We start from the raw sequence: 20970 nt of genomic DNA, 5'->3' as shown, positions 1-20970 counted from the left end.
ATGCAATAGTTCGTCATCGTGTACGCCTGCGCACGGAGGGTGAGCCACGGGTGAAGACGACACGATTGCTCTGCGCCCTCTTGGCCGCCGGGGCGGCGCCGCTCAGCCCGGTCCCGCCCGTCTCGGCCTCGACCGGTGACGGCGTGCACGCCGTCACCTTCGTCGACCACGCCGCGGGAACGCGCAGCGCGGCGTACTGGACCGAGCACCTCATGGAGACCGCGACCCCCCTCGACACCCGCCTCGTACGCCAGGCCGGACCGCCGGCCGCCTACCCGATGGCCGGCTACACGGGCGGCAGCCGCGTCGTGGGGGCGCTGTTCCTCAGCAACGGGACCGGCCGGCACTACTGCACCGCCAGCGTGGTCGGCTCCGCCAAGCGGAACCTCCTGATCACCGCGGCGCACTGCCTGTACAGCCCGAGCGGCCACGCCTGGAACCGCAACATCGTGTTCGTGCCGAAGTACAGCCGCGGCCGCCGCCCGTACGGCACCTGGCCGGTCTGGCTGATGGTGGCGGATCGGCGCTGGATCGACCACGGTGACCCGGACGCCGACGTCGCGTTCGCCGCCGTTCAGGAGATCGGCGGCCGGCGCGTCGCCGACGTCGTCGGCGCCGACGAACTGCTGATCAACACGGGTTACTCCAACCGAGTCACGGTGATCGGCTACCCGTCGCGGGCGAACAACCCGAGCGACCGGCCGATCCGCTGCGCCGCCCTGACCTCCCGGCAGTCCGACGGCCAGCTCCGGTTCGACTGCGGCGGTTTCACCGGCGGCACGAGCGGCAGTCCGTGGATCGCCGAGTACGACGACCAGGCGCAGCGCGGCTACGTGATCGGGGTGATCGGTGGCTACCAGAGGGGCGGCGACACCGACTGGCGGTCCTACAGTCCGCTGTTCGACGACGACATCGGCCACCTGGCCGTCACCGCGAACGACCAGGCCTGAGCCTCGGTGCTGCACGGTGCGCTGCTGACGGCCGCCCTGTCCGCGATCGTGATGCCGGCCGTCGCGGCCGACGTCGAGACCATCCGCGCGGTGAGCCACGCGGAGCCGGACACCGTGCGGGCGGCCGCGTACTGGACCGTCTCCCGCATGGCGTCCGCCACTCCACCGGAGAGCCGATCGGCCGGGAAGGCCGCGGAGCGGTCCGGGCCGCCCGCCGGGACACCCACCGCCAAGAAGGGCGGCGGCAGCCGCGTCGTCGGCGCGCTCTTCTACAACAACGGCAGCGGCAACCACTACTGCACCGCCAGCGTCATGCACACGTCGAAGAAGGACCTCATCCTCACGGCGGCCCACTGCCTGTACGACCCGCACAAGCACACCTACGCGACGCACATCGCCTTCGTCCCGAAGTACAACACCTCCCGGCCGAGACCGTACGGCGTCTGGCCCATCCGCAAGACCTGGCTCGACGCACGCTGGACGCGCCGCGGCGACCCGGACCTCGACTACGGCTTCGCCGCCCTCAACAAGGTCGGCGGCCGGCACATCGTCGACGTCGTCGGGTCGAACGTCCTGCGGATCAACCAGGGATACTCCAACCGGGTGACCGTGATCGGGTACCCCGCCAAGAGCCACAACCCGGCCGACAAGCCGGTTCGGTGCGTCAACCGGACCTTCAAGCAGTGGAAGTACCAGATCGGCTTCGACTGCAAGGGCCTCTACGGCGGCACCAGCGGCAGCCCATGGATGATCCAGTACAACGACAAGACGGAGAGCGGTCTCGTGATCGGGACGCTCGGCGGATACCAGGAGGGCGGCGACACCGACTGGCGCTCCTACAGCGCCCTGTTCGACAACGACATCACCAAGCTCATCGTCAAGGCCGACAAGGAGGCCTGACCCGCGCGCAGCCGTCTGACCGGACTCAGGCGGCCTCGGCGACCGGCTCGGGGCGTGGCGCCGCCGCGCGCCGCCTGGACCGGGCCGCGCGCAGGCCGTCCGCGGTGAGCAGCGCGAGGGCCGCCCACACCAGCAGGAACCCGACCCACCGGCTCGCCGGCATCGCCTCGTGCTGCACCAGCAGGCCGATGAGGAACTGGATGACCGGCGCGAGGTACTGCAGCATGCCGATGACGGTGAGCGGCACACGCGTCGCCGCGGTGTTGAACAGCATTAGCGGGATCGCCGTGACCACACCCGCGCCGACGAGGAGCGCGACGTGCCCGGGTCCGTGCCCGGTGAACGTCTGGTGGGGCGCGAGCAGCGTGTACGCGAGCGCGGGCACGAACAGCACCGCCGTCTCGATCGTCAGGCTCTCCGCCGACCCGGTCGCCGCGAACTTCTTGACCAGGCCGTACGTGCCGAAGCTGCAGGCCAGCAGCAGCGCGATCCACGGCAGCCGCCCGTAGTCCGCGGCGAGCACCCCGACGGCCACCACGCTGATCCCGATCGCCGCCCACTGCCAGGACCGCAACCGCTCATGGAAGACCAGGACGCCGAGCAGTACGCTGACCAGCGGATTGATGAAGTAGCCGAGGGCCGCCTCGATCGTGTGGCCGCTGTTCACGGCGTAGATGTAGGTGCCCCAGTTGACCGTGATGATCAGCGCGGCGACGGCCAGCAGCAGCATCCGCCGCAGGCCGATCGTCCGTAGCCACGCCCAGTTCCGGCGCACGGTCAGGATGACGAGGACGGCCACCAGCGACCAGATCATGCGGTGCGCGAGGATCTCCAGCGCCCCGGCCGGCTTCAGCAACGGCCAGTAGAGCGGAAACAGTCCCCACATCGTGTACGCCGCGATGCCGGACACAATGCCACGACGGGTATCAGCCACGGATGGATCGTACCAAGCCGTAATTAGCGTTAGTGCTTAACGGTACTGTCCAGCACTGCTTCACAGACGGGTCCCGTTTGCGCCCAGGGATACCCTGCAAGGGTGTTCGGATTCGTGAAGACGACGATGGTGACCCCTGAAGAGGCCCTTCCGGGCCGCGACACCCCCATGCCGGTCACCGAGCGGCACACCGTGCTCGGCACCCCCCTCGCGCCGCCGTACCCGGCGGGCACCGCGATTGCCGAGTTCGGCGAGGGCTGCTTCTGGGGCGTGGAACGCGCCTTCTGGAAGATCCCCGGCGTCGTGTCGACGGCCGTCGGCTACGCGGGCGGCTACACCCCCAACCCCACGTACGAAGAGGTCTGCTCCGGCCTCACCGGCCACGCCGAGGTCGTGCGCGTGGTCTACGACCCGGCCGAGATCTCCTACGACGGGCTGCTCAAGGCGTTCTGGGAGGGCCACGACCCGACGCAGGGCATGCGCCAGGGCAACGACGTCGGCACGCAGTACCGCTCGGTCATCTTCTACCGCGACGACACCGAGCGCGACGCCGCCCTCGCCTCCCGCGAGGCGTACCAAAAGGTGCTGAACGCCGCCGGCTACGGCGAGATCACCACTGAGATCGTCCCGGCCGGTGAGTTCTACTTCGCCGAGGACTACCACCAGCAGTACCTGTCGGACGCCAAGAACCCCAACGGCTACTGCGGCGTCGGCGGCACCGGCCTCACCTGCCCGGTCGGCGTCGCCCGGGCCGAGTGATCGACGTCGTCTTCGACGAGGTCTCGGTTCTGTGGGCGGAGCACCTCGGGCTGACGTTCCCGGATGACCTCAAGTGGCTGGAGGCCGACGGTGAATCCGTCGTGCTGCTCGACGGCGACATGGCGGGTTGCGTGAGGAGCTATCTGGACGGAACGCTGGATGGGGAGAAGCGCGCCATTCTGGATGACTGCAGCCGGGTGCTCCGTGAGCTTCTGCCGAAGCTTCGTTGTGGCGAAGGGCGTCGGTATGCGGCGCGCCTGGTCCGGATGGCCGATCTCATCCTCAGCGACTCGCCGCTGCCCCAGTCGAGCGAGACATGACCTCGGGCAACGTCCTGTACATTGCCGTCTGCGCCGCTCCGGCGGCCTCCGGCGTTGAGGACCTGGTAGTCCTCGCGCAGGCGGCGGGATGGCGCGTCTACGTGATCGCCACGCCGCTGAGCCTGCGGTTCATTGATGCCGACCGGCTCGTCTCGTTGCCCAGTGAGCCGGTACGGGCGTCAATCCGGCGCTCCGAGGCATCCCAAGCGTTCGCTGTTCGGTATTGACCGAACAGCGAACACCAACGCAGCCGGTGCGGATGTCACACGTGACGATCTCGACCTCGTCGCGGAGTTGCTGAACGCGGTGCCGGAACGTCCAGGCCAGTCGATGATGAGGCTCGGACATCAGGGCACGTTGGGGGAGCCATGAGGGTGGCCGGGTCCTTCATGTGGCTTTGAAAAGATGATTGACCATGTCGGAGACTCTGCAGTTCATCGTCATGGTGGACGGGGATGTGAGCGAAGAGGCGTTGCTGCGGAGCGTCTTCGACGCGTTCCCCGACGCCGTGCGGCTGAAGGTCCACTCGTGCGATGTCCAGGGGAACCAGCTGGAGATCTGGCACAACGAGGACGCCGATCCGGCCCTCGCCTTCACCGATGACGATGGTTACCTCTACTACCGCCGGCGGGTGGAGGTCACGCCGATGATCGGGTCTGTCGATGAGGACCACCAGGTCGCGCTGGCCCGGGCGCTCGCCGTCGCCTTCGAGAGCATCGGCGGGCGGGCCGTCGTCCTGGCGAACTTCGAGGATCGCTTGTGACCTGAGTTCGCGTGCGTACGGGCCGGGGCTCAGTCCACCCGACTTCCGGCCGCGTCGGGGGTCGGAGGTCGGGCCTGGACGGCTGATCATCTCCTCCATATACTTGAACAATCAACTACTGACTGTTGTGATGACGGTCAGATAAGTACTTGTGAGGGGCTTGTGGCGGCGTGCGGACCGAGCATGACCGGCAGGCCGGAAGTCACCACAGGAAGGCGGCTGGCATGAAGCTCAGGACCCTCGGGAGCGGCACGGTGGGCGCGGTGGCCCTGGCCGTGGGCGCACTGGTCATGGCCCCGCCGGCCTCGGCCGTCGGCCCCGCCACCGCCACCATCCAGATCAACTGCGGCGACTGGGGCTCTGGGCAGGCCAGGCTTGACGCCCAGCAGAACGGCTCGGCAGCGACCATCACGTTCTCGACGCCCGTGGTGTGGGCGTCCCACTCGTTCCCGGCCAACACGATCGAGACGACGCTGACGCTGTCCAACGCGCGCGGCGGCACCGTCACCTTCAAGGGGAAGGCCAACCCGGCGTGGACGCTACTCGGGCAGCCTTTCAACTCCGGCCCGCTGACGGGGACCGTCGCCCCGGGTGACGTGCTGGAGGCCAAGTCCCTCACGAGCACGGTCGGGACGTTCAGAGTGGACTGCACGGCCACCTCGCTCCAGAACCCGGGGCCGTTCGTCTTCTGACAGTGCAGCGAGGCTACGACGAACACGGCCCCCGGCTCAGAAGAGAGCCGGGGGCCGCGTCAATGCCGGAGCCCCTGACGGCCGTCCGGAGGCGGAGTCGTCAGGAGCCGGTCGCCGGTATCAGTAGTGGTAGTACGGGTTCTTGATGTACTTCTTCCTCTCGCAGTGCTGCTGGGCGTTGCTGACCGGCAGGTTCCGGCAGACCTGTATCTTGACGCCGCGCAGGAACGATTTGCCGGTCGAGGTCTTCTTCCAGTCGAGGTGCTTGCCCTTGCCGCAGGCCTTGCCGCTCGTGTATTCGACGTCGTTCCCGGGCACGTCGAGAATGATCCGGGCCTGGGCGCACCACTTACCGGACGCGGTGTCGGTCACTCGAACGTTCCACTCGGCCTTGTCGGTCACCAACCCGTCGTGCCAGCCGACCCAGGCCTTGCCCTTGGGGATGCCGCTGAGCTTGGTGCCCAGCCCGCTCAAGGTGAAGTACGTCTTCTTCGAGGCGCCCGCGATTTTGACGGGGGCGTCGGCCTTGGGGGAGGCGGGAGCGGCTTGAGCCGAGGCCATGGGCGCCAGCGTGAACGCCGCCGCGGCCGCGGTCGCGACCGAGAGCATGCCGACGCGACGGGAGATCCGGAAAGTGGTCATCGTTTCCTCTGCGGGTAGAAGGGACCGACGGCCACATCATGTTGATCGGGGGAAGCCGAGGGTAGAGCCCCACGTCCTAACCGCTAATGGTGCTGCAGCACTACGGTTGCCGCCCCGGTTCCGCCTGGCGGGAATGATACGGCCGCCGCCTGACGCCGGTGGCCCGGCGTGAACTGCGGAAAGTTTGGCTCGGGGCATCGCGGGCATTCGCTGGCACACCTGCTTACGAGCCACGAAGGGGAGCGCAGCGATGGGCGTGATGTTCCGTAAACGGCAGAAGTTCGGGCCGCTGATCCTCAATTTCACCGAGCACGGGTTTTCTTCCTGGAGCATCAAAATCGGCCGATGGTCGTGGAACTCCCGATCCCGCGCGCATCGGGTCGACCTGCCCGGCCCGCTGTCCTGGAAGCAGAACAAGTCCCGCGCTCGAGACCGCGTCTGAGCCCGGACTCAGTGATGTGACGTCGGCGCAGGGGCGGCCTCGGCCGTCTCCGCGGCGGGTTCGCCGAAGCGGGCGAGGACGAGCGTGCCCACCACGGCCATGAGGAAGCCGAGCACGGCGCTCCAGGTGTACCCGTGACGGGTGTCGTCGCCCAGGAGGACGACCCCGACCAGCGCCGGTACGACGGTCTCGGCGACGACCATCGCGGCGGTGGTCGTCGTGACCGAGCCGCGCTGCAGCGCGGTCGCGAAGAACAGGAACGCCGACAGGCCGCCGCCCGCCACGACGTACGTCGCCGGGTCACCCAGGAGGTCGAGCGGGGACAGGCTCACCAGCACGCGGGCGCCGATGGCGACGAAGCCGAACCCCAGGCCCGCGACGAACCCGAGCACCGCGGACCGGGTCTCTCCGCGCAGGCGCCCCGCCAGCATCCCCGCCGCCCCCATGAGGACGACGCAGCCGAGCAGCGCGAGCCTGAACGCCAGGCTCACCGACGCCGGATTCTCGTGACCGGCGGCCAGGCCGAGCAGGGCCAGGCCGGCGCAGACCGCGGCGACCGCGCCCCACTCGCGGGCGGACAGCCTGATGTGCAGGACCCAGGCGGCGACGACCGCGGTGACCGCCAGGTTGGCGGCGATCACCGCCTGCACGACGAACAGCGGCAGTGACCGCAGCGCCGCCAGTTCGGCGACGAAGCCGAGCAGGTCCAGCCCCGTGCCGACGAGGAACGGGAGCCGCCGGACGAGACGGACCAGCAACCGCGGATCGACGCCCGCGCCCGTCGGCGCGGTGCGCGCGGCGAGCGCCTGCAGCACGCTTCCCGTGCCGAAGCACACGGCGGCGGCGACCGCCCCCAGCAGACTCCAGACCATTCCCCGAGCCTACGAGCTACGGGTACCGCTGACACCTCTGTGGTCACCTCACCGCCGTCGGAGCCACGTGGCCGTCATCGTTGACGGACGCATGACCGGTTCGCCGGGCTTGTTCCGTCAATAGCGACGTCACAGTGGCTGAACGGAACGGCTGGACGGCGGTGGTGGGCCGGAGCCCACCGCCGCCGCCAGGTCAGCGGACGGTGGGGTCCGCCTGTTCCTCGGCCTCGATGAGGAGTTCGCCGGTCCACAGCCGGCGCATCTCCGCGCAGTTCTCCAGGAGTTCGTCGAGCCGGCCGTGACCGGCGACGCGGCCACGATCGAGGACCACGATCCGGTCGGCTCGTTCGAGGGCCGCCCGGCGGTGCGACACGACCAGCAGCGTCGCCGGTCCGCGTCCGTCGCGCGCCGCGTCGGCGAGCCGTTCCCACAGGGACCGCTCGGTCTCCACGTCCAGCGCGGAGGACAGGTCGTCGACGACGAGCAGGTCCGGGTTCCGTACGAGGGCGCGGGCGGCCGTGGCCCGTTGCACCTGTCCGCCGGACAGTCGTACGCCGCGGGGACCGACGACCGTGTCGAGGCCGTCCGGCATGTCCGCCACGTCCGTGTCGAACGCCGCCAGCCGGATGGCGGTGGCGAGCCGGTCGTCGTCCGCGCCGAGTAGGAGGTTCTCCCGGAGCGAGTCGGAGAACAGCCGGGGGATCTGGCTCGCGTACGCGACGCGGCCGGGGACCAGGTACGTTCCCGGGTCCTCGACGGGCCGGCCGTTCCAGGTGATCGTTCCGGCGTCCAGGGGCACGAGCCCGAGCAGTGCCCGTACGAGCGTGGTCTTGCCGGTCCCGACGGCTCCGGTGACCACGGTGAAGGACCCGCGTTCGATCCGCAGGTCGACGGCGTCCAGCCCGCGGCCACACCCGTACCGCACGGTCAGGCCGCGGCCCTCGATCACCTTCAGCGGGTCGGGGTGCGGCGGCGGCGCCGGGACCGGTGGCGGGTCCCGGCGGAACCAGACGCCGCTCACCCGCGCGAGGTCATGGACGTCCTCGTGCGGGGCCATGAGCCGGCCGAGGCGTTCGGTGGCGACCGCGGCCTGCGGCAGGCGGTACAGGAACGTGCCGAGGGAGCGCGGCAGCGCGGTCAGCCAGCCGAGGTAGCCGGTGAAGAGCGCCAGGTCGCCGACCGTGAAGCTCCCGTGGTGCATCGCGGGGGCGGCGATGAGCAGGACGATGCCCATGCCGATCTCGACGGTCGCGCTCGTCACCGTGTCCAGGAGGTCGGTCGCGAGCCGGTCCCGGACGGCGGCGTTCCGCCGCCGGCGGTTGTGCGCGCGGAGGCGCGCCAGCACCGCGTCCTCCGCGCCCGCCGTCTTGATCGCCAGGATGCCCGCGAACGCGTCGCCGAGATGGGCGGTCACCGCGGCGCCGAGGCGCCGGGCGCGGCGGTGCAGGCGCCGGATGACGGTGCCGAGCAGCCGGCTCAGCACCGCTGCGGCGACCATCGGCAGGACGAGCGCGAGCGTGACGGCGGGGTCGATCGCCGCCATGATCACCAGTGCGGTGCCGCCGAACAGCGCCGTGCCGGCCAGGTCCACCAGGTCGTCGGTGACCTGGACGAGGTCGGACACGTCGTCGCGAAGCCGCGCCAGCGCCTCACCCGGCGCGTACGGCAGCCGGGCCGCGGCGGCGCCGCGGGCGGTGAGGATCGAGCGCAGCACGTTGACGCGCAGCGTGGTCGCGGCGGCCTCCCACCAGTACACGCCGTACGCCCAGGCGGTGACGATGTTCAGGCCGCGGACCACCTCCAGCCCGGCGAACGCGGCGCAGAGCCACAGCGCCCCCGTCAGGTCGGCGGCCCGATCCCCGCTGAGCTGGTCGAACAGCCGCTTCAGCAGCAGGCCGCCGCCGATGGGGAACAGGTACGTCGGCAGCCACAGCAGGCCGCCGAGGAGGTACCGGCGCAGCCCGGAGGAGCGGGCGAGACCGGCCATCACGGTCGGTACGGGCCTCATCGCGCCACCCCCGCCGCGCTGAGCAGCCGCGCGAACCGGCTGCCGGGGTCGGCCGTCAGGTCGTCCCGGCGGCCGTACTCGACGATCCGGCCGCCGTCGACGACCGCGACCGTGTCCACCCGTGCCAGGGAGGACAGCCGGTGGGCGATGAGCACCCCGGTACGGCCGGCGAGGAGCCGGTCCACGACGGCCTCGACGCGTCGCTCGGTCGCCGGGTCGAGCCGGCTCGAGGCCTCGTCCAGCACCACCAGCCCCGGGTCGGTGAGCAGCGTACGGGCGAACGCCAGCAGTTGCGCCTCACCGGCGGAGACGCCGACCGCGTCGCCGCCCAGCCCGGTGTCGAGGCCGTCGGGCAGCCCGGCCAGCCAGTCGCCGAGACCGACCTCGGCGAGGATCTCCCGCAGCCGCCGGTCGCCGGCGAGGTCCGGCCGGAACAGCGTCAGGTTGTCCCGCACGCTCGCGGTGAACAGTTGCACGTCCTGGGTGACCACGCCGATCCGCCGCCGTACGGACGCCGGGTCGGCGTTCCGCAGGTCCAGCCCGCCGACCCGTACGGCGCCCTCGGTCGGGTCGTACAGCCGCAGGATGAGCCGGGCGATGGTGGTCTTGCCGCTGCCGGTCCGGCCGACCAGGCCGAGCGTCTCACCCGGCGCCAGCGTCAGGTCGACGCCGGACAGCACCGGCGCGCCGTCGTCGGCGTACGCGAAGCCCACTCCGTCGAGGCGCAGGCCGAGCGGGCCCGACGCCGGCAACGGCCGGGGATCGGCGGGCTCCGGCAGCGTACGGCGTTCGGCCAGGAGGTCCCGGACGCGGGCGACACCGGCGAGGGCCGCCTGGTACTGCCGCAACTGGTCGATCAGCCGCTCGAACGGCGTCCGGACCATCTGGGTGTACTGCAGCAGCAGCACGGCGGTGCCGACGGTCAGCGTCCCGGACCAGCGGGCCCAGGAGGCCAGGGCGACGACCAGCGCCGTACCCGCCGCGAAGGCCACCGACGTGCCCGCGAGCAGGCCGCTGCCGATGCGCTCGGACCGGAACTCCGCGCGGTACATCCGGCCGCTCGCCCGGTGGACGCGGTTCACGGCGTGCTCGCCGGCGCCGTTCGCACGCAGGTCCTCCAGGCCGGCCAGGCGCTCCTCGATGTCGCCGAACAGCGCGGCGTACCGCGCGCGGGACCGGGCGGCCGACGGCACGGCCAGCCGCTGCGCCTGGGCCATCGCGAACCCGATCAGCGCGCAGTACGCGAGCAGCAGCGCGCCGACGCGCGGTTCGACGGTCAGCATGACGACGAGCACGCCCGCCAGGAGGAGGACGCCGGCCACGACGTCCAGCAGGAAGGCGACGACGAACTCGGCGATGGCGACGACGTCGCCGTCGACGCGTTCGATCAGCTCGCCGGGGGTACGCCGCCCGTGGAAGCCGAGGTCGAGGCCGAGGGTGTGCTCGGCCAGCCGCTCCCGGAGGCGGTTGGTGCCGTCCCAGGCCAGGCGGCTCGCCAGCCAGGCGGTGAGGGTACGGGCGCCCTGCCCGGCGACGGCGAGGATCAGGTAGCCGACGGCGACGAACACCAGGTGGCGGGTGCTCGCACCGCCGATGGCGTCGTCGACGAAACGCCGGGTGAGCTGCGGTGCGACGAGCGGCAGCGCGGTCGCCGCCGTGACGGCGGCGGCGAGGGCCGCGGTCGCGCGAAGGCCCGGGCGAAGGCAGCCCAGGACGGTGGTCTGAGTGGTCTTACCGGCGTCTCTCCGCGCCGGTCGCGTCGGTGAATGCACGAAGCGTCGTGTCCTCTGCGTAGGTGGCGACTGCCTGCTGGGGGGACACGTACGCAGGACGCATGACCATCTCCTCGGTCGACCGCTCGTACGGCGCGAGTAGAACAGAGGGCGGCCTCGGCGGGCAACGCATTTTCCGCCAGGGCATACCGTGCGAAGTGGACTGATCGGCCGCGGAGGAGCGGACGACGACGGTGGGAAGGTGCGTGGCCGGTGGCCGGTGCGGCATGGAACTGGGCGGGCAACATCGGCTTCCAGGCCGAGGAGGTCCGCTATCCGGTCTCTCTCGATGAGGTACGGAGCCTGGTGACGCGCGGCCCGAAGGTGCGCGTGCTGGGCAGCGGCCACTCCTTCAACGACATCGCCGACACGCCGGGCACGCTGCTCTCACTCGCGAAGCTGCCCTCCGCCGTGGAGATCGACGGCGGCGCCGGCACGGTGAGGGTCGGCGCGAGCGTGCGGTACGCCGAGCTGAGCCACGAACTGCACGCCCAGGGGTACTCCCTGCACAACCTGGCGTCCCTGCCGCACATCTCCGTGGCCGGCTCGATCGCGACGGCGACGCACGGCTCCGGGGAGACGAACGGCAACCTCGCCACGGCGGTGTCCGGGCTGGAGCTGGTCACGGCCGGCGGCGACATGGTCTCGCTGAGCCGCGACCGGGACGGGGACCGGTTCGCGGGCGCCGTCGTCGGGCTCGGCGCCCTCGGCGTCGTCGTGAGCGTGACGCTCGACATCGCGCCGGCCTTCGACGTCCGGCAGCGGGTGTACGAGGGGCTGCTCCTCGAAGTCCTCGACGAGCACTTCGCCGCGGTGGTCTCCGGCGCGTACAGCGTCAGCCTCTTCACGACGTGGCGCGAGGCTCGGATCGACCAGGTGTGGGTGAAGGAGCGCGTCGACGCGGCGGGCGGGGACCCGATGCCGGAGGAGTGGTTCGGCGCCCGGGCCGCCGACGGCCCCCGGCACCCCGTGCCCGGGATGTCCCCCGTCGCCTGCACCGAGCAGGGCGGCGTGCCCGGCCCGTGGCACGACCGGCTGCCGCACTTCCGGCCCGACTTCGCGCCGAGCAGCAGCGGCGACGAGCTGCAGTCGGAGTTCCTCCTGCCCCGGTCACACGCGGTCGCGGCACTGCACGCCCTGAACGAGGTCCGCGACCGGATCGCCCCCGTCCTGCAGATCTGCGAGGTCCGGACCGTCGCGGCGGACGACCTGTGGATGAGCACGTCCTATGGGCGGGACACGGTCGCCCTGCACTTCACGTGGGTCAAGGACGCCGACGCGGTGCGCCCCGTGCTCGAGCTGCTCGACGAGCGCCTGGCACCCTTCGACCCCCGGCCGCACTGGGGCAAGCTGTTCACCACCCCCGCCGACGCGCTGCGCGCGGCGTACCCGCGCCTCCCGGACTTCCACGCCCTGGCGCGCCACTACGACCCGAACGGCACCTTCACCAACGACTTCCTCGCCCGCCACCTCTTCGCCGGCCTGGACTGACCGGGCCGTTCTGGACCGACCGCGCCGGCCTGGACCGACCGCCCGCGCGGTTCAGTCGAAGAGGGCGTCGACGGTGCGGACGATGACGGACCGCTTGACCCAGGCCTCGATCTGGGCGACGTCGGTGCAGGCGGTGATGCGTTCGCGCGCCTCGTCCGGGACCATGACGCCCCGGGCCTCGAGCACCTGAAGGAGGGTCTCCACCCTGCCTTTGGTCTCTCCCTTGGCCACGCCCTTGGCTTCGCCGCTGGCTTCGCCTTCGGCGTAGGTCCTGCGGAAGGCGTCGCTTTTGTAGGGAGATGTATCGCTGCGCACGATTGCCTCCAGTTCGGTGGCCGGCGTCTCGGGCAGTGCCGCGAGCACGATGTCAATGTACAGTTTCGCGCGGTCACCGTCCTCGATGGTGGCGAGGGCGGAAAGAAGGGCGTGGAACATCCGCGCCCGGTCGTAGGCGGCGCCGTGGGTCATGGTCGACAGCACCGCGAGCTCCGGCGCGCGGACGGCCTCCGCCACGTCGGTCACGACCGGGACCGCCTCGGGCTTGAGCACCAGCGGAGTAAGAGTCCAGCCGGGATGGCCGAGGTCGATCGGCTCGGCGCACCAGTCGCCGACGGCCGCGTCGGCGCAGATCACCAGCAGGATCGCCGGGCAGCGCGTTCGTGCGCGCAGACCCGCGAGGTAGACCGGCCAGCTCCATCGCTTGCCCTGGTCACGGCCGAGCTGGATCTCCACGACCACGGCCAGCACGGGGGTGGCCGCCTCGAAGACGACCACGGCGTCCGCGCGGAACTCCGCGGGGTTCCACTCGGTGAGATCGCCGGATTCAACCCGGATTTCCTCATAGTCCGGGATGTCGACTTTTAAGGCGTTATGGAGAATTTCTGCGGCCAGAGGCGGGCGGTTCTTGAACAACAGGGCGAGCGATTCGTGACTCAGCGATGGCATGGCCGGGACTTTAAACCGGCCATGCCATCGACCGCGAATTGATCACTCGGCAATAGCGATATATGCTGAACAATCAGATATGTTCGGGACGATAGGCCGTCAGCCAGTCGTTCAGGCCGACGATCCGTTCCATCGCGGTCCGGTTCTGCTGGAGGCTGGCCCGGCCGATCGGCCGGCGCAGCACGGCGCGCGCGGCCTTCTCGTCGAGGTAGGGCCGTACGGGGGCGTTCGGATCGGCGAGGATGCCGGACAGGCGCTCGCGCACGGCCCGTTCGTACCCGGGATCCTGCGTGGCCGGATACGGGCTCTTCCGCCGCCGTACGACCGACTCGGGGAGCAGGTCGGAGGTGGCGCCGCGCAGCAGGCTCTTCTCCCGGCCGTCATAGGTCTTGTACGCCCACGGTGTGTTGAAGACGTACTCGACGAGCCGGTGGTCGCAGAACGGCACGCGGACCTCCAGGCCGACCGCCATGCTCATCCGGTCCTTGCGGTCGAGGAGGAGGCGGACCATCCGGGTGAGGTGGAGGTGGCAGATCTCCCGCATCCGGCGCTCGGCGCCGTCCTCGCCGGGCAGGCGGGGCACCTCGTCGATCGCCTCGTGGTACCGCTCGGTGAGGTACGCGCCGGCGCGCCGGTCGAGATCCCGGTCCACCAGGTCCATCGTCCCGCCCAGGCCGCGGAGCCAGGGGAACGCCTCCGCGGCGACCGCGGCCGGATCGTGGAACCAGCGGTACCCGCCGAAGATCTCATCGGCGGACTCACCCGACAGCGCGACCGTGGAATGCCGGCGGATCTCGGCGAACAGCAGGTACAGCGAGGTGTCCATGTCGCCGCCGCCGGGCAGGTCCCGGGCACGCAGCACCGACTCGACGGCCTCGGGCGAGGCCAGGCTCTCACTGCCGAGGACGACGTCGGTGTGATGGGACCCGACGTGCTTGGCGACGTCGTGGACGTACGGGGTGTCGGGCGTGTCCCGCACGGCGTCCGGCACGAAGCCGCCGCCCTCATCGGTGAAGTCGACCGCGAAGCTGCGTACGGTGCCGATCCCCAGCGCCCGGTCGGCCAGCGCGGTGAGGGCACTGGAGTCCAGCCCGCCCGACAGCAGCGTGCACAGCGGGACGTCGGAGATGAGCTGCCGCGCGACGATGTCCTCCAAGAGCTCGCGGACGCGCCGGACGGTCCTGGGGATGCCGTCGGTGTGCTCCCGGGCGGTCAGCGCCCAGTAGCGCCGGTCGGTGAGCCCGTCGCGTGAGACGCGGACGACGTGCCCGGGCTCGACCTCGTACATGCCGTCGAAGACGGCGTGACCCGGCGTCTTCGCGGTGGTGAGCAGCTCGAACAGGCCCTCGTCGCGAAGGCGCGGGCCGAACAGCGGATTGGCGAGGATGGCCTTGGGCTCGGAGCCGAACAGCACACCGTGGCGGGTCGGCGCGTAGTACAGCGGCTTGATGCCCATCCGGTCCCGTACGAGGAGGAGCTCCTCGGTCCGCCGGTCCCACAGCGCGAACGCGTACATCCCGTTCAGGTGCTCGACGAGGTCGGCCCCCCACCGCAGGTACGCCCGCAGGACGACCTCGGTGTCGCTGCGGGTGCGGAACCGGTGCCCGTGGGACTCCAGCTCCCGGCGGAGCTCACGGAAGTTGTACGTCTCGCCGCTGTAGACGAGGGTGACGGGCCCCTCGCTCATCGGCTGTGCGCCGCCCTCGAGATCGATCACGGCGAGGCGCCGGTGCCCCAGCGCGACATGGGACTCGATCCAGAGCCCTTCGGCGTCGGGGCCCCGGAGCGCCATCGTGCGCGTCATCGCGCGGGCGGTCTCGCCGTCGCGCGTGAGGTCGCGGTCGTAGTCCACCCAGCCGGCAATCCCGCACATGCGAACGCCTCCTCATCGGATGCACTATGCACGTGACTGACCCTAACTCGGCTTGTCAGGAACATCTAAGTAACGAACCTCACGGCGTGCGGATCTGGACATCCGGGCCGGACCGTGGAGAGCGTCAGCCGGCGACCGGGTCGTCCTCCCCGTTCACCGCGCCGTGAAGCCAGTCGAGCGACCCGGTGGCGAGCGCCTCATCGGCGAGCCTCTTCCCGGACGGCGTCTGCAGCGCGGCGAGCGAACTGTCGATCCACGGCTGGATCGTGTGATGCCCCTGGTCCCGGTACTCGATGGCCTGCAACAGGCATTCGAGCTTGTCGGCGTCCCGCGCGCAGCGCGACTCCAGACTGGTCCGCTGCTCGTACTCCGCGACCGAACCGGAGACCAGGTCGGCCACCGGCGCGGGCAGCCCGCGCACCTGGTCCGCGGTGACCTGCTCGTTGGGCATGCGGGTGACGTACCGCTTGGCGAGGTACGGCAGGTCGGTCAGCCGGGTCTCCTGACTGTCGTGGAAGAGGCTGAGCAGGACGGCCCGCTCGGGACTCGCGCCCTCCAGGGCGGCCAGGACGCCGGCCAACACCGCCGCCCGGAAGGAGTGATCCGCGATGCTCTCGGGAGCGGCGACGCCGGCGACGAGCCAGCCGCTCCGCTTGTAGCGCTTGAGCAGTCCGATCTCGTAGACGAACTCCGTCAAGCGCGCCAGCTCCTCCGGCATGCCTGCCCCCTCACTCTCGGCCGCCCGGGTATCTCACGGTAGACGACTTCCCGCAGATGAAACGGTAAGCGAACGGCAATCTCCGCCCGATCCGCCGGACCGGGGAGTGGGGCCCGGGCGACCTGCGCACCGACACCCACGGTCGATGCCAGGTGATGCGCGACCCGGCGGGCCACGAGTTCCGCCTCGTGGACCGAGCGGCGCATCCGGCCCCGCCGGACCACGTGGAATCATGCGGGCGTGGAGTTGCATTTGTTGCTTCTGAGGTACACCGCTTCGCCGGATGCGATCGCCGAGCACATTCCCGGCCACGTCGATTACCTGGAGCGCCACCACGGGACCGGCACGTTCCTGGCGTCCGGGCAGACGGTGCCGGCCGAGGACGGCGGCGCGATCGTCGCCCGCGGCGTCGACCGGAGGCGGATCGCGGAAATCATCGCCGAGGACCCCTTCGTCCGGGCAGGCCTGGCCGCGTATGAGATCGTCACCATCGACGCCGCCCGCGTCCACCCGGACCTGGCGGAACCGCCCGCCGAGGGCCGAACATCCTAGGCGCCCGTCATCCGGTCGCCAGGTGGGCGGTGACGAAGTCCAGGACCTCCGGGCACGCCTTCGGGAGTGAGCCGCTGTCGAAGGGCGGTCGCGGGTCGTACTCGATCCACAGCTGGATCGCCTGCGCGGCGACGTCGCCGCCGATGCGGGCGGCCAGGGTCAGCGCCATGTCGATGCCGGCCGAGACGCCCGCCGCCGTCACGATCTTCCCGGCCGTCACGACGCGCTCGGGGACGTACGTCGCGCCGGTCGCCTCGAGCTGTTTCCGCGCGCCCCAGTGCGTCGTCGCCGGCAGGCCGTCGAGCAGCCCGGCCGCACCGAGGATCAGCGAGCCGGAGCACACCGACGTGGTCCACCGGGTCGTGCGATGCACGCGCCGGACCCAGTCGACGTACCGCTGATCACCGAGCACGACCTCGCGGGTGCCCGGACCGCCCGGCACGACGAGGACGTCGCAGCGGTCCAGCTCGTCCAGGGCCGCGTCGGCCGACACGGTGAGCGTCCCGTCCGAACGGACGGGTCCGCGTTCGGCCGCCGCGAAGACCGTCGTGACGCCCGGCAGGCGCGACAGGACCTCATGTGGCCCGACGGCGTCGAGCGGGGTGAACCCTTCGTAGAGCGCGAACACGATCTGCACGGGAATGCTCCTCATCGGGACGCCACGGAAGCGTGGCCACGGAACCGGCGGCGGTAGTCGCCGGGAGTGACGGACACGGTCCTCCTGAAACTGCGGTGCATCGTCTCGGGCGTGCCGAAGCCGCACTCGCGGGCGATCACGTCGAGCGGGCGGGCGGAGGTCTCCAGCAGCCGGCGGGCCGCCTCGACCCGCACCGATTCGACGTACGCCCCCGGCGTCACGCCGACGTCGTCGCGGAAGACCCGGGCGAAGTGGCGCGTGCTCAGCCCCGTCCGGGCCGCCAGCGCCTCGACGGACAGATCCGCGGTCAGGTGGTCGGCGATCCACCGCTGCAGTTCGCGCAGGCCGGGCCGGTCCGGCCGCTGCGCGGCCAGTTGCGCGCTGAACTGCGCCTGCCCGCCCGGCCGCTGCACGAACACGACCAGTTGCCGGGCGACCGTCCGGGCGGCCGCGGCGCCGAGGTCGTCCTCGACCATCGCGAGCGCCAGGTCGATCCCCGCGGTCACCCCCGCGGAGGTCCAGACCGGATCGTCCCGTACGAAGATGGGATCCGGGTCGACCTCGACGGACGGGAATCGCTCCTCCAGCAGACGGCAGGCCGACCAGTGAGTGGTCGCCCGCCGGCCGTCGAGCAGACCCGCCCGTGCCAGCAGGAACGCGCCGCTGCACACCGAGCCGACGCGGCGGGCGCGCCGCGCGGTGGTCGTGATCCAGGCGATCGTCCGCTCGTCCCGGACGGCCTCCGCGGTGCCGGGACCGCCCACCACGATCAGGGTGTCGACGGGGTCGTCGTGGAAGGCCCGGTGCGGAAGGACCGCGAGACCGCTGGATGACTCGACCGGCGCACGTTCGGCGGCGACGACCTCGGTGGCGTAGGTGCCACCGGCCAGGGCGAAGACCTCCAGGGGGCCGGTGAGGTCCAGCGACTGGAAGCCGGGGTGGACGAGGAACGTGATCCGCACGTCCTCAGCGTCGCCGCCCCGATGCGGTGGCCGCAATGACGCGGATATGACGATCCCGGCCATCCGCCGGTCCGCGGAACCCGCGAAGAAGCCGGCATCGTCGGCGGATGAGGGAAGGGGCCGGGATTTCCCGGCCCCTTCACTTCGTGTCCGGCCGGGTCAGTGGGCGGCCTCGTAGGCGTCCATCGTGCGGCCGAGCAGCGCGAACTTCTCGGTCCGGTTGACCGACGGCTGAACATCCTGGCGGTTCGGGTCGATGTACCGGTAGCCGAGGTTGCTGAACGCGGCGATGATGTAGTGCCGGTTCGGCTTGCCGGGCAGCGATTTGACGATGCCCGCGTCGCTCACCGCGTTCTCCGACAGCCCCGTCTTGTGGGCGAACGTCACCTGCGCGGCGTCCTGGCAGGGCTGCACGGGGTACAGGTACTTGCCGTCGGTCGGGTCGTCGTTGACCGTCACGGTCCCGTCGGGGCCGATCCACCGCTGCGCGATCCGCTGCGGCATGCCCGCCGCCGGGTAGGTGTAACCGCAGTAGTTCGTCGTCGACAGGACGTTGTTCCAGCCCTGCTCGCCGAGCTCCTTCAGGAAGAACTCCCGGGAGGACCTGCTCAGGACGTCACTGGTGACCGCCTTGCCGTTCGGAGCGGTCCACGCCGTGCCCGACACGCCGTTGACGAGCGCGAGCAGCTTGGCGGTGTCCAGCGAGGACATGTTGATGCCGGAGGTCCAGTTCCCGCCGTTGGCTGGGTTGGTGTCCTTCAGCTGCAGCGTCTCCAGGCCGATGTCCTGGAAGGTCTGGTTGAGGCCGTCGATCGCGCCCTTGTCGTTCAGCAGCTTGATCAGCGCGCACGTCGAGCCGTTGTCGGAGACGGTGATCATGCGGTCGAAGTAGTTGCGGACGGTGTCGGTGGTGGCGTCACCGCACAGGGAGGAGGCCTGCGTCGGCTGGTAGGCGTACGTGTCGTCCAGGGTGATGGTGCCCTTGTCCACGAGCTGGAGGACGCCGAAGCCGACGAGCAGCTTGAGGGTCGATGCCGGGTACGGCGACATGAAGTCGATGGGCGCGTTCTCCCGGCCCGGGACGACGTCGGTGTCGCCCTGCCCGTTGTCGGTGTTCCACAGGGTGGTGTCCCAGTGCCGGTAGCGCACCGCGGTGGTGTGGAAGTTCCGGTCGACCGGGACGATGACGCCGTTCTTGTACGTCGGGCTCGTCACGACGGTGCCGGAGGAGACGGGCCGGCCCTTGCCGTCGAGCTCGAGGACGGTCACGTCGACGTTGGGCTGCTGGTGGATCTGGGTCGCGGCCGCGGTGGCCGCCGCCTTCAGCCTGGGGGCCCGATCCCGTCCCGCGAGCTTCTTCTCCGGGTCGACGTCGACCGAGGCGGACTTCGTCGCCATGGTTGACGTGGGGGGTTCGGTGTCCAGGACCTCGCCGAACTTCAGCGCGGCCATGGTCTTCTGGAGCTTTCGCGCGACACCGCTGGTGTCCGGCTCGGCCGCCTGCGCCGGCTGCGCGACGGTGGCCAGCAGCATCACCGCACCGCCCAGCGCAAGCCACCCCCGACCGTGCTTACGATAACGGTTCAAGATCATTACGACAAAATAGCGATATCGGCCGCGCGCCATCCCGGTTTTCGACCACATTTGTAAAGCCGCTGGTCATCGGCGGTGCGTATGCGTGTCGCCGTGGAGCGTGCCCGGCGCGGGACGCCGAGGGTCAGAAGTCGAACAGGACGCTGATGCTCTCGCGGCGGTGGATACGGGTGATCGCCTCCGCGAAGAGCGGCGCGACCGAGACCTTCTGCACCTTCGGCGACAGGCGCACCGGCTGGTTCTCCACCGTGTCGGTCACGTAGAGCCGCGAGATCGGGCTGGAGTCCAGCCGCTCCATCGACTTGCCGGTGAACACGCCGTGCGTCACGGCCGCGCGCACGCTCCGCGCGCCGTGCTCCATCACGGACTCCGCGACCTCGGTGAGCGTGCCGGCGGTGATCGTGAAGTCGTCGACGATCACCGCGTCGCGGCCGCGTACGTCACCGATCAGGTCGACGACCCGCGCGGTCTCGCTGTGGTCGACGCGCTCCTTGTCGGCGATGGCGAGCGGTGCGCCGAGCCGTCTGGCGTACTTGCGGGCCTGCTTGGCGAATCCCGCGTCCGGCGACACGACGACCAGGTCGCCGGAGTCACCGATGGCCTCGGCGAGCAGCGGGAGGGCGTACAGGTCGTCGACCGGCCGCGTGAAGAATCCCTGGATCTGCGGCGCGTGCAGGTCCATCGTGACGACCCGGTCGGCCCCGGCCGCCTCGATCGACTGCGCGCACACCCGGGCCCGGATCGACACCCGCGGCTCGTCCTTCTTGTCGGCCTTCGCGTAGCTGAAGTACGGCATCAGCACCGTCACCGATGCCGCGCTGGCCCGCTTGAACGCATCGATCCAGAACAGCAGCTCCATGAAATTGTCGTTGGCAGGGAACACCGACGACTGCACGAGGTGCACGTGCCGGCCGCGGACGTTCTGGTTGACCTTCACGAACAGGTTGCCGTCGGAGAAGCGGATGACCTCCCCGCGGCCCGGCTTGATGCCCAGGTGGTCGCAGATCGCGGCGGTGAGCCGCGGACTGCCCGATCCGCCGAACACCAGCAGCTCTTCGAATTCGGTACCGGTCACCCGCATCGCCTCCCGCGCGTCCGCCTCGATCATGCCCGGAACAGCCCCATTCGTCACCATCGATCTGCCG

22 protein-coding genes are annotated in these 20970 nt (G+C 70.6%); 10 read left to right on the top strand and 12 right to left on the bottom strand.

Annotation, left to right across the window (positions count from 1 at the left end):
• The first annotated feature begins 50 nt into the window (after window positions 1-50).
• Together NE235_RS13640 and NE235_RS13635 are read left to right on the top strand one after the other, a co-directional pair.
• Window positions 51-950 (top strand): trypsin-like serine peptidase, encoded by a 900-nt coding sequence (locus NE235_RS13640; protein WP_252802582.1) that lies wholly within the window; start codon window positions 51-53, stop codon window positions 948-950.
• 6 nt (window positions 951-956) lie between these two features.
• On the top strand, window positions 957-1850 hold the full coding sequence (locus NE235_RS13635) for a trypsin-like serine peptidase (protein ID WP_252802580.1): 894 nt from the start codon (window positions 957-959) through the stop codon (window positions 1848-1850).
• 25 nt (window positions 1851-1875) lie between these two features.
• Here NE235_RS13635 and rarD read toward each other — a convergent pair whose 3' ends face one another.
• On the bottom strand, window positions 1876-2784 hold the full coding sequence (rarD, locus tag NE235_RS13630; RefSeq protein ID WP_252802578.1) for an EamA family transporter RarD: 909 nt from the start codon (window positions 2782-2784) through the stop codon (window positions 1876-1878).
• Between the two features lie 102 nt (window positions 2785-2886).
• Between rarD and msrA the strand changes: the two genes are divergently transcribed.
• The 5 genes from msrA (at window position 2887) to NE235_RS13605 (ending at window position 5318) form a co-directional block, all read left to right on the top strand.
• A complete protein-coding gene (msrA, locus tag NE235_RS13625) occupies window positions 2887-3543 on the top strand; it encodes a peptide-methionine (S)-S-oxide reductase MsrA (protein WP_252802576.1) in 657 nt (218 codons plus the stop codon).
• Window positions 3540-3863 carry a hypothetical protein gene (locus NE235_RS13620; RefSeq protein ID WP_252802575.1) on the top strand — a complete coding sequence of 108 codons (324 nt, stop codon included), beginning with the start codon at window positions 3540-3542 and terminating at the stop codon, window positions 3861-3863. Before msrA ends, NE235_RS13620 begins: the two co-directional genes overlap by 4 nt.
• Complete coding sequence (locus NE235_RS13615) at window positions 3860-4090, top strand: hypothetical protein (protein ID WP_252802573.1); 231 nt, start codon at window positions 3860-3862, stop codon at window positions 4088-4090. Before NE235_RS13620 ends, NE235_RS13615 begins: the two co-directional genes overlap by 4 nt.
• A 188-nt stretch (window positions 4091-4278) precedes the next feature.
• Window positions 4279-4626: a hypothetical protein gene (locus NE235_RS13610; RefSeq protein ID WP_252802570.1), complete on the top strand. Its 348-nt coding sequence runs from the start codon at window positions 4279-4281 to the stop codon at window positions 4624-4626.
• A gap of 224 nt (window positions 4627-4850) precedes the next feature.
• On the top strand, window positions 4851-5318 hold the full coding sequence (locus tag NE235_RS13605; RefSeq protein ID WP_252802569.1) for a hypothetical protein: 468 nt from the start codon (window positions 4851-4853) through the stop codon (window positions 5316-5318).
• A gap of 120 nt (window positions 5319-5438) precedes the next feature.
• Here NE235_RS13605 and NE235_RS13600 read toward each other — a convergent pair whose 3' ends face one another.
• The gene (locus NE235_RS13600) at window positions 5439-5960 is read right to left on the bottom strand and encodes a hypothetical protein (protein ID WP_252802567.1); all 522 of its coding nucleotides are present in this window, start codon (window positions 5958-5960) and stop codon (window positions 5439-5441) included.
• A 250-nt stretch (window positions 5961-6210) separates the two neighbouring features.
• Between NE235_RS13600 and NE235_RS13595 the strand changes: the two genes are divergently transcribed.
• Window positions 6211-6402 carry a DUF4236 domain-containing protein gene (locus NE235_RS13595; RefSeq protein ID WP_252802561.1) on the top strand — a complete coding sequence of 64 codons (192 nt, stop codon included), beginning with the start codon at window positions 6211-6213 and terminating at the stop codon, window positions 6400-6402.
• Between the two features lie 8 nt (window positions 6403-6410).
• Here the strand turns inward: NE235_RS13595 and NE235_RS13590 are convergent, their stop codons facing one another.
• The 3 genes from NE235_RS13590 to NE235_RS13580 form a co-directional block, all read right to left on the bottom strand.
• The gene (locus NE235_RS13590; RefSeq protein WP_252802559.1) at window positions 6411-7274 is read right to left on the bottom strand and encodes a DMT family protein; all 864 of its coding nucleotides are present in this window, start codon (window positions 7272-7274) and stop codon (window positions 6411-6413) included.
• Between the two features lie 193 nt (window positions 7275-7467).
• Window positions 7468-9282, bottom strand: coding sequence for an ABC transporter ATP-binding protein (locus NE235_RS13585; RefSeq protein ID WP_252802557.1), 1815 nt, complete (start codon window positions 9280-9282; stop codon window positions 7468-7470).
• Window positions 9279-11054, bottom strand: a complete 1776-nt coding sequence (locus tag NE235_RS13580) for an ABC transporter ATP-binding protein (RefSeq protein ID WP_252802555.1) — start codon at window positions 11052-11054, stop codon at window positions 9279-9281. The genes NE235_RS13585 and NE235_RS13580 overlap by 4 nt, the downstream gene beginning before the upstream one ends.
• 213 nt (window positions 11055-11267) lie before the next feature.
• Here NE235_RS13580 and NE235_RS38150 point away from each other — a divergent pair, with 213 nt between their 5' ends.
• The gene (locus NE235_RS38150; RefSeq protein ID WP_252802553.1) at window positions 11268-12545 is read left to right on the top strand and encodes an FAD-binding protein; all 1278 of its coding nucleotides are present in this window, start codon (window positions 11268-11270) and stop codon (window positions 12543-12545) included.
• Between the two features lie 51 nt (window positions 12546-12596).
• Here the strand turns inward: NE235_RS38150 and NE235_RS13570 are convergent, their stop codons facing one another.
• From NE235_RS13570 to NE235_RS13560, 3 genes are all read right to left on the bottom strand, one after another.
• Window positions 12597-13490 carry a hypothetical protein gene (locus tag NE235_RS13570; protein ID WP_252802551.1) on the bottom strand — a complete coding sequence of 298 codons (894 nt, stop codon included), beginning with the start codon at window positions 13488-13490 and terminating at the stop codon, window positions 12597-12599.
• A 73-nt stretch (window positions 13491-13563) separates the two neighbouring features.
• A complete protein-coding gene (gene asnB, locus NE235_RS13565; protein WP_252802547.1) occupies window positions 13564-15363 on the bottom strand; it encodes an asparagine synthase (glutamine-hydrolyzing) in 1800 nt (599 codons plus the stop codon).
• A 124-nt stretch (window positions 15364-15487) separates the two neighbouring features.
• The gene (locus NE235_RS13560) at window positions 15488-16081 is read right to left on the bottom strand and encodes an HD domain-containing protein (RefSeq protein ID WP_252802545.1); all 594 of its coding nucleotides are present in this window, start codon (window positions 16079-16081) and stop codon (window positions 15488-15490) included.
• 240 nt (window positions 16082-16321) lie between these two features.
• Here NE235_RS13560 and NE235_RS13555 point away from each other — a divergent pair, with 240 nt between their 5' ends.
• Window positions 16322-16633: a YciI family protein gene (locus NE235_RS13555; protein ID WP_252802543.1), complete on the top strand. Its 312-nt coding sequence runs from the start codon at window positions 16322-16324 to the stop codon at window positions 16631-16633.
• Between the two features lie 7 nt (window positions 16634-16640).
• On the opposite strand, the gene NE235_RS13550 is transcribed toward NE235_RS13555, so the two are convergent.
• The 4 genes from NE235_RS13550 to NE235_RS13535 form a co-directional block, all read right to left on the bottom strand.
• Window positions 16641-17270, bottom strand: a complete 630-nt coding sequence (locus tag NE235_RS13550) for a DJ-1/PfpI family protein (RefSeq protein WP_252802541.1) — start codon at window positions 17268-17270, stop codon at window positions 16641-16643.
• Window positions 17271-17281: 11 nt separating this feature from the next.
• Entirely contained in the window at window positions 17282-18232 is a 951-nt protein-coding gene (locus NE235_RS13545) for a GlxA family transcriptional regulator (RefSeq protein WP_252802539.1), read from the bottom strand.
• Window positions 18233-18391: 159 nt separating this feature from the next.
• Window positions 18392-19765: a serine hydrolase gene (locus NE235_RS13540; RefSeq protein ID WP_252802537.1), complete on the bottom strand. Its 1374-nt coding sequence runs from the start codon at window positions 19763-19765 to the stop codon at window positions 18392-18394.
• A gap of 184 nt (window positions 19766-19949) precedes the next feature.
• Window positions 19950-20933, bottom strand: coding sequence for a ribose-phosphate diphosphokinase (locus tag NE235_RS13535; RefSeq protein ID WP_252802535.1), 984 nt, complete (start codon window positions 20931-20933; stop codon window positions 19950-19952).
• Window positions 20934-20970: the final 37 nt, after the last annotated feature.

Source organism: Actinoallomurus spadix (genome assembly GCF_024055725.1).
GTDB classification, from domain to species: domain Bacteria; phylum Actinomycetota; class Actinomycetes; order Streptosporangiales; family Streptosporangiaceae; genus Actinoallomurus; species Actinoallomurus spadix.
The sequence above is the reverse complement of the archived record's forward strand: the minus strand, read 5'-3'. Positions and strand labels throughout refer to the sequence as shown.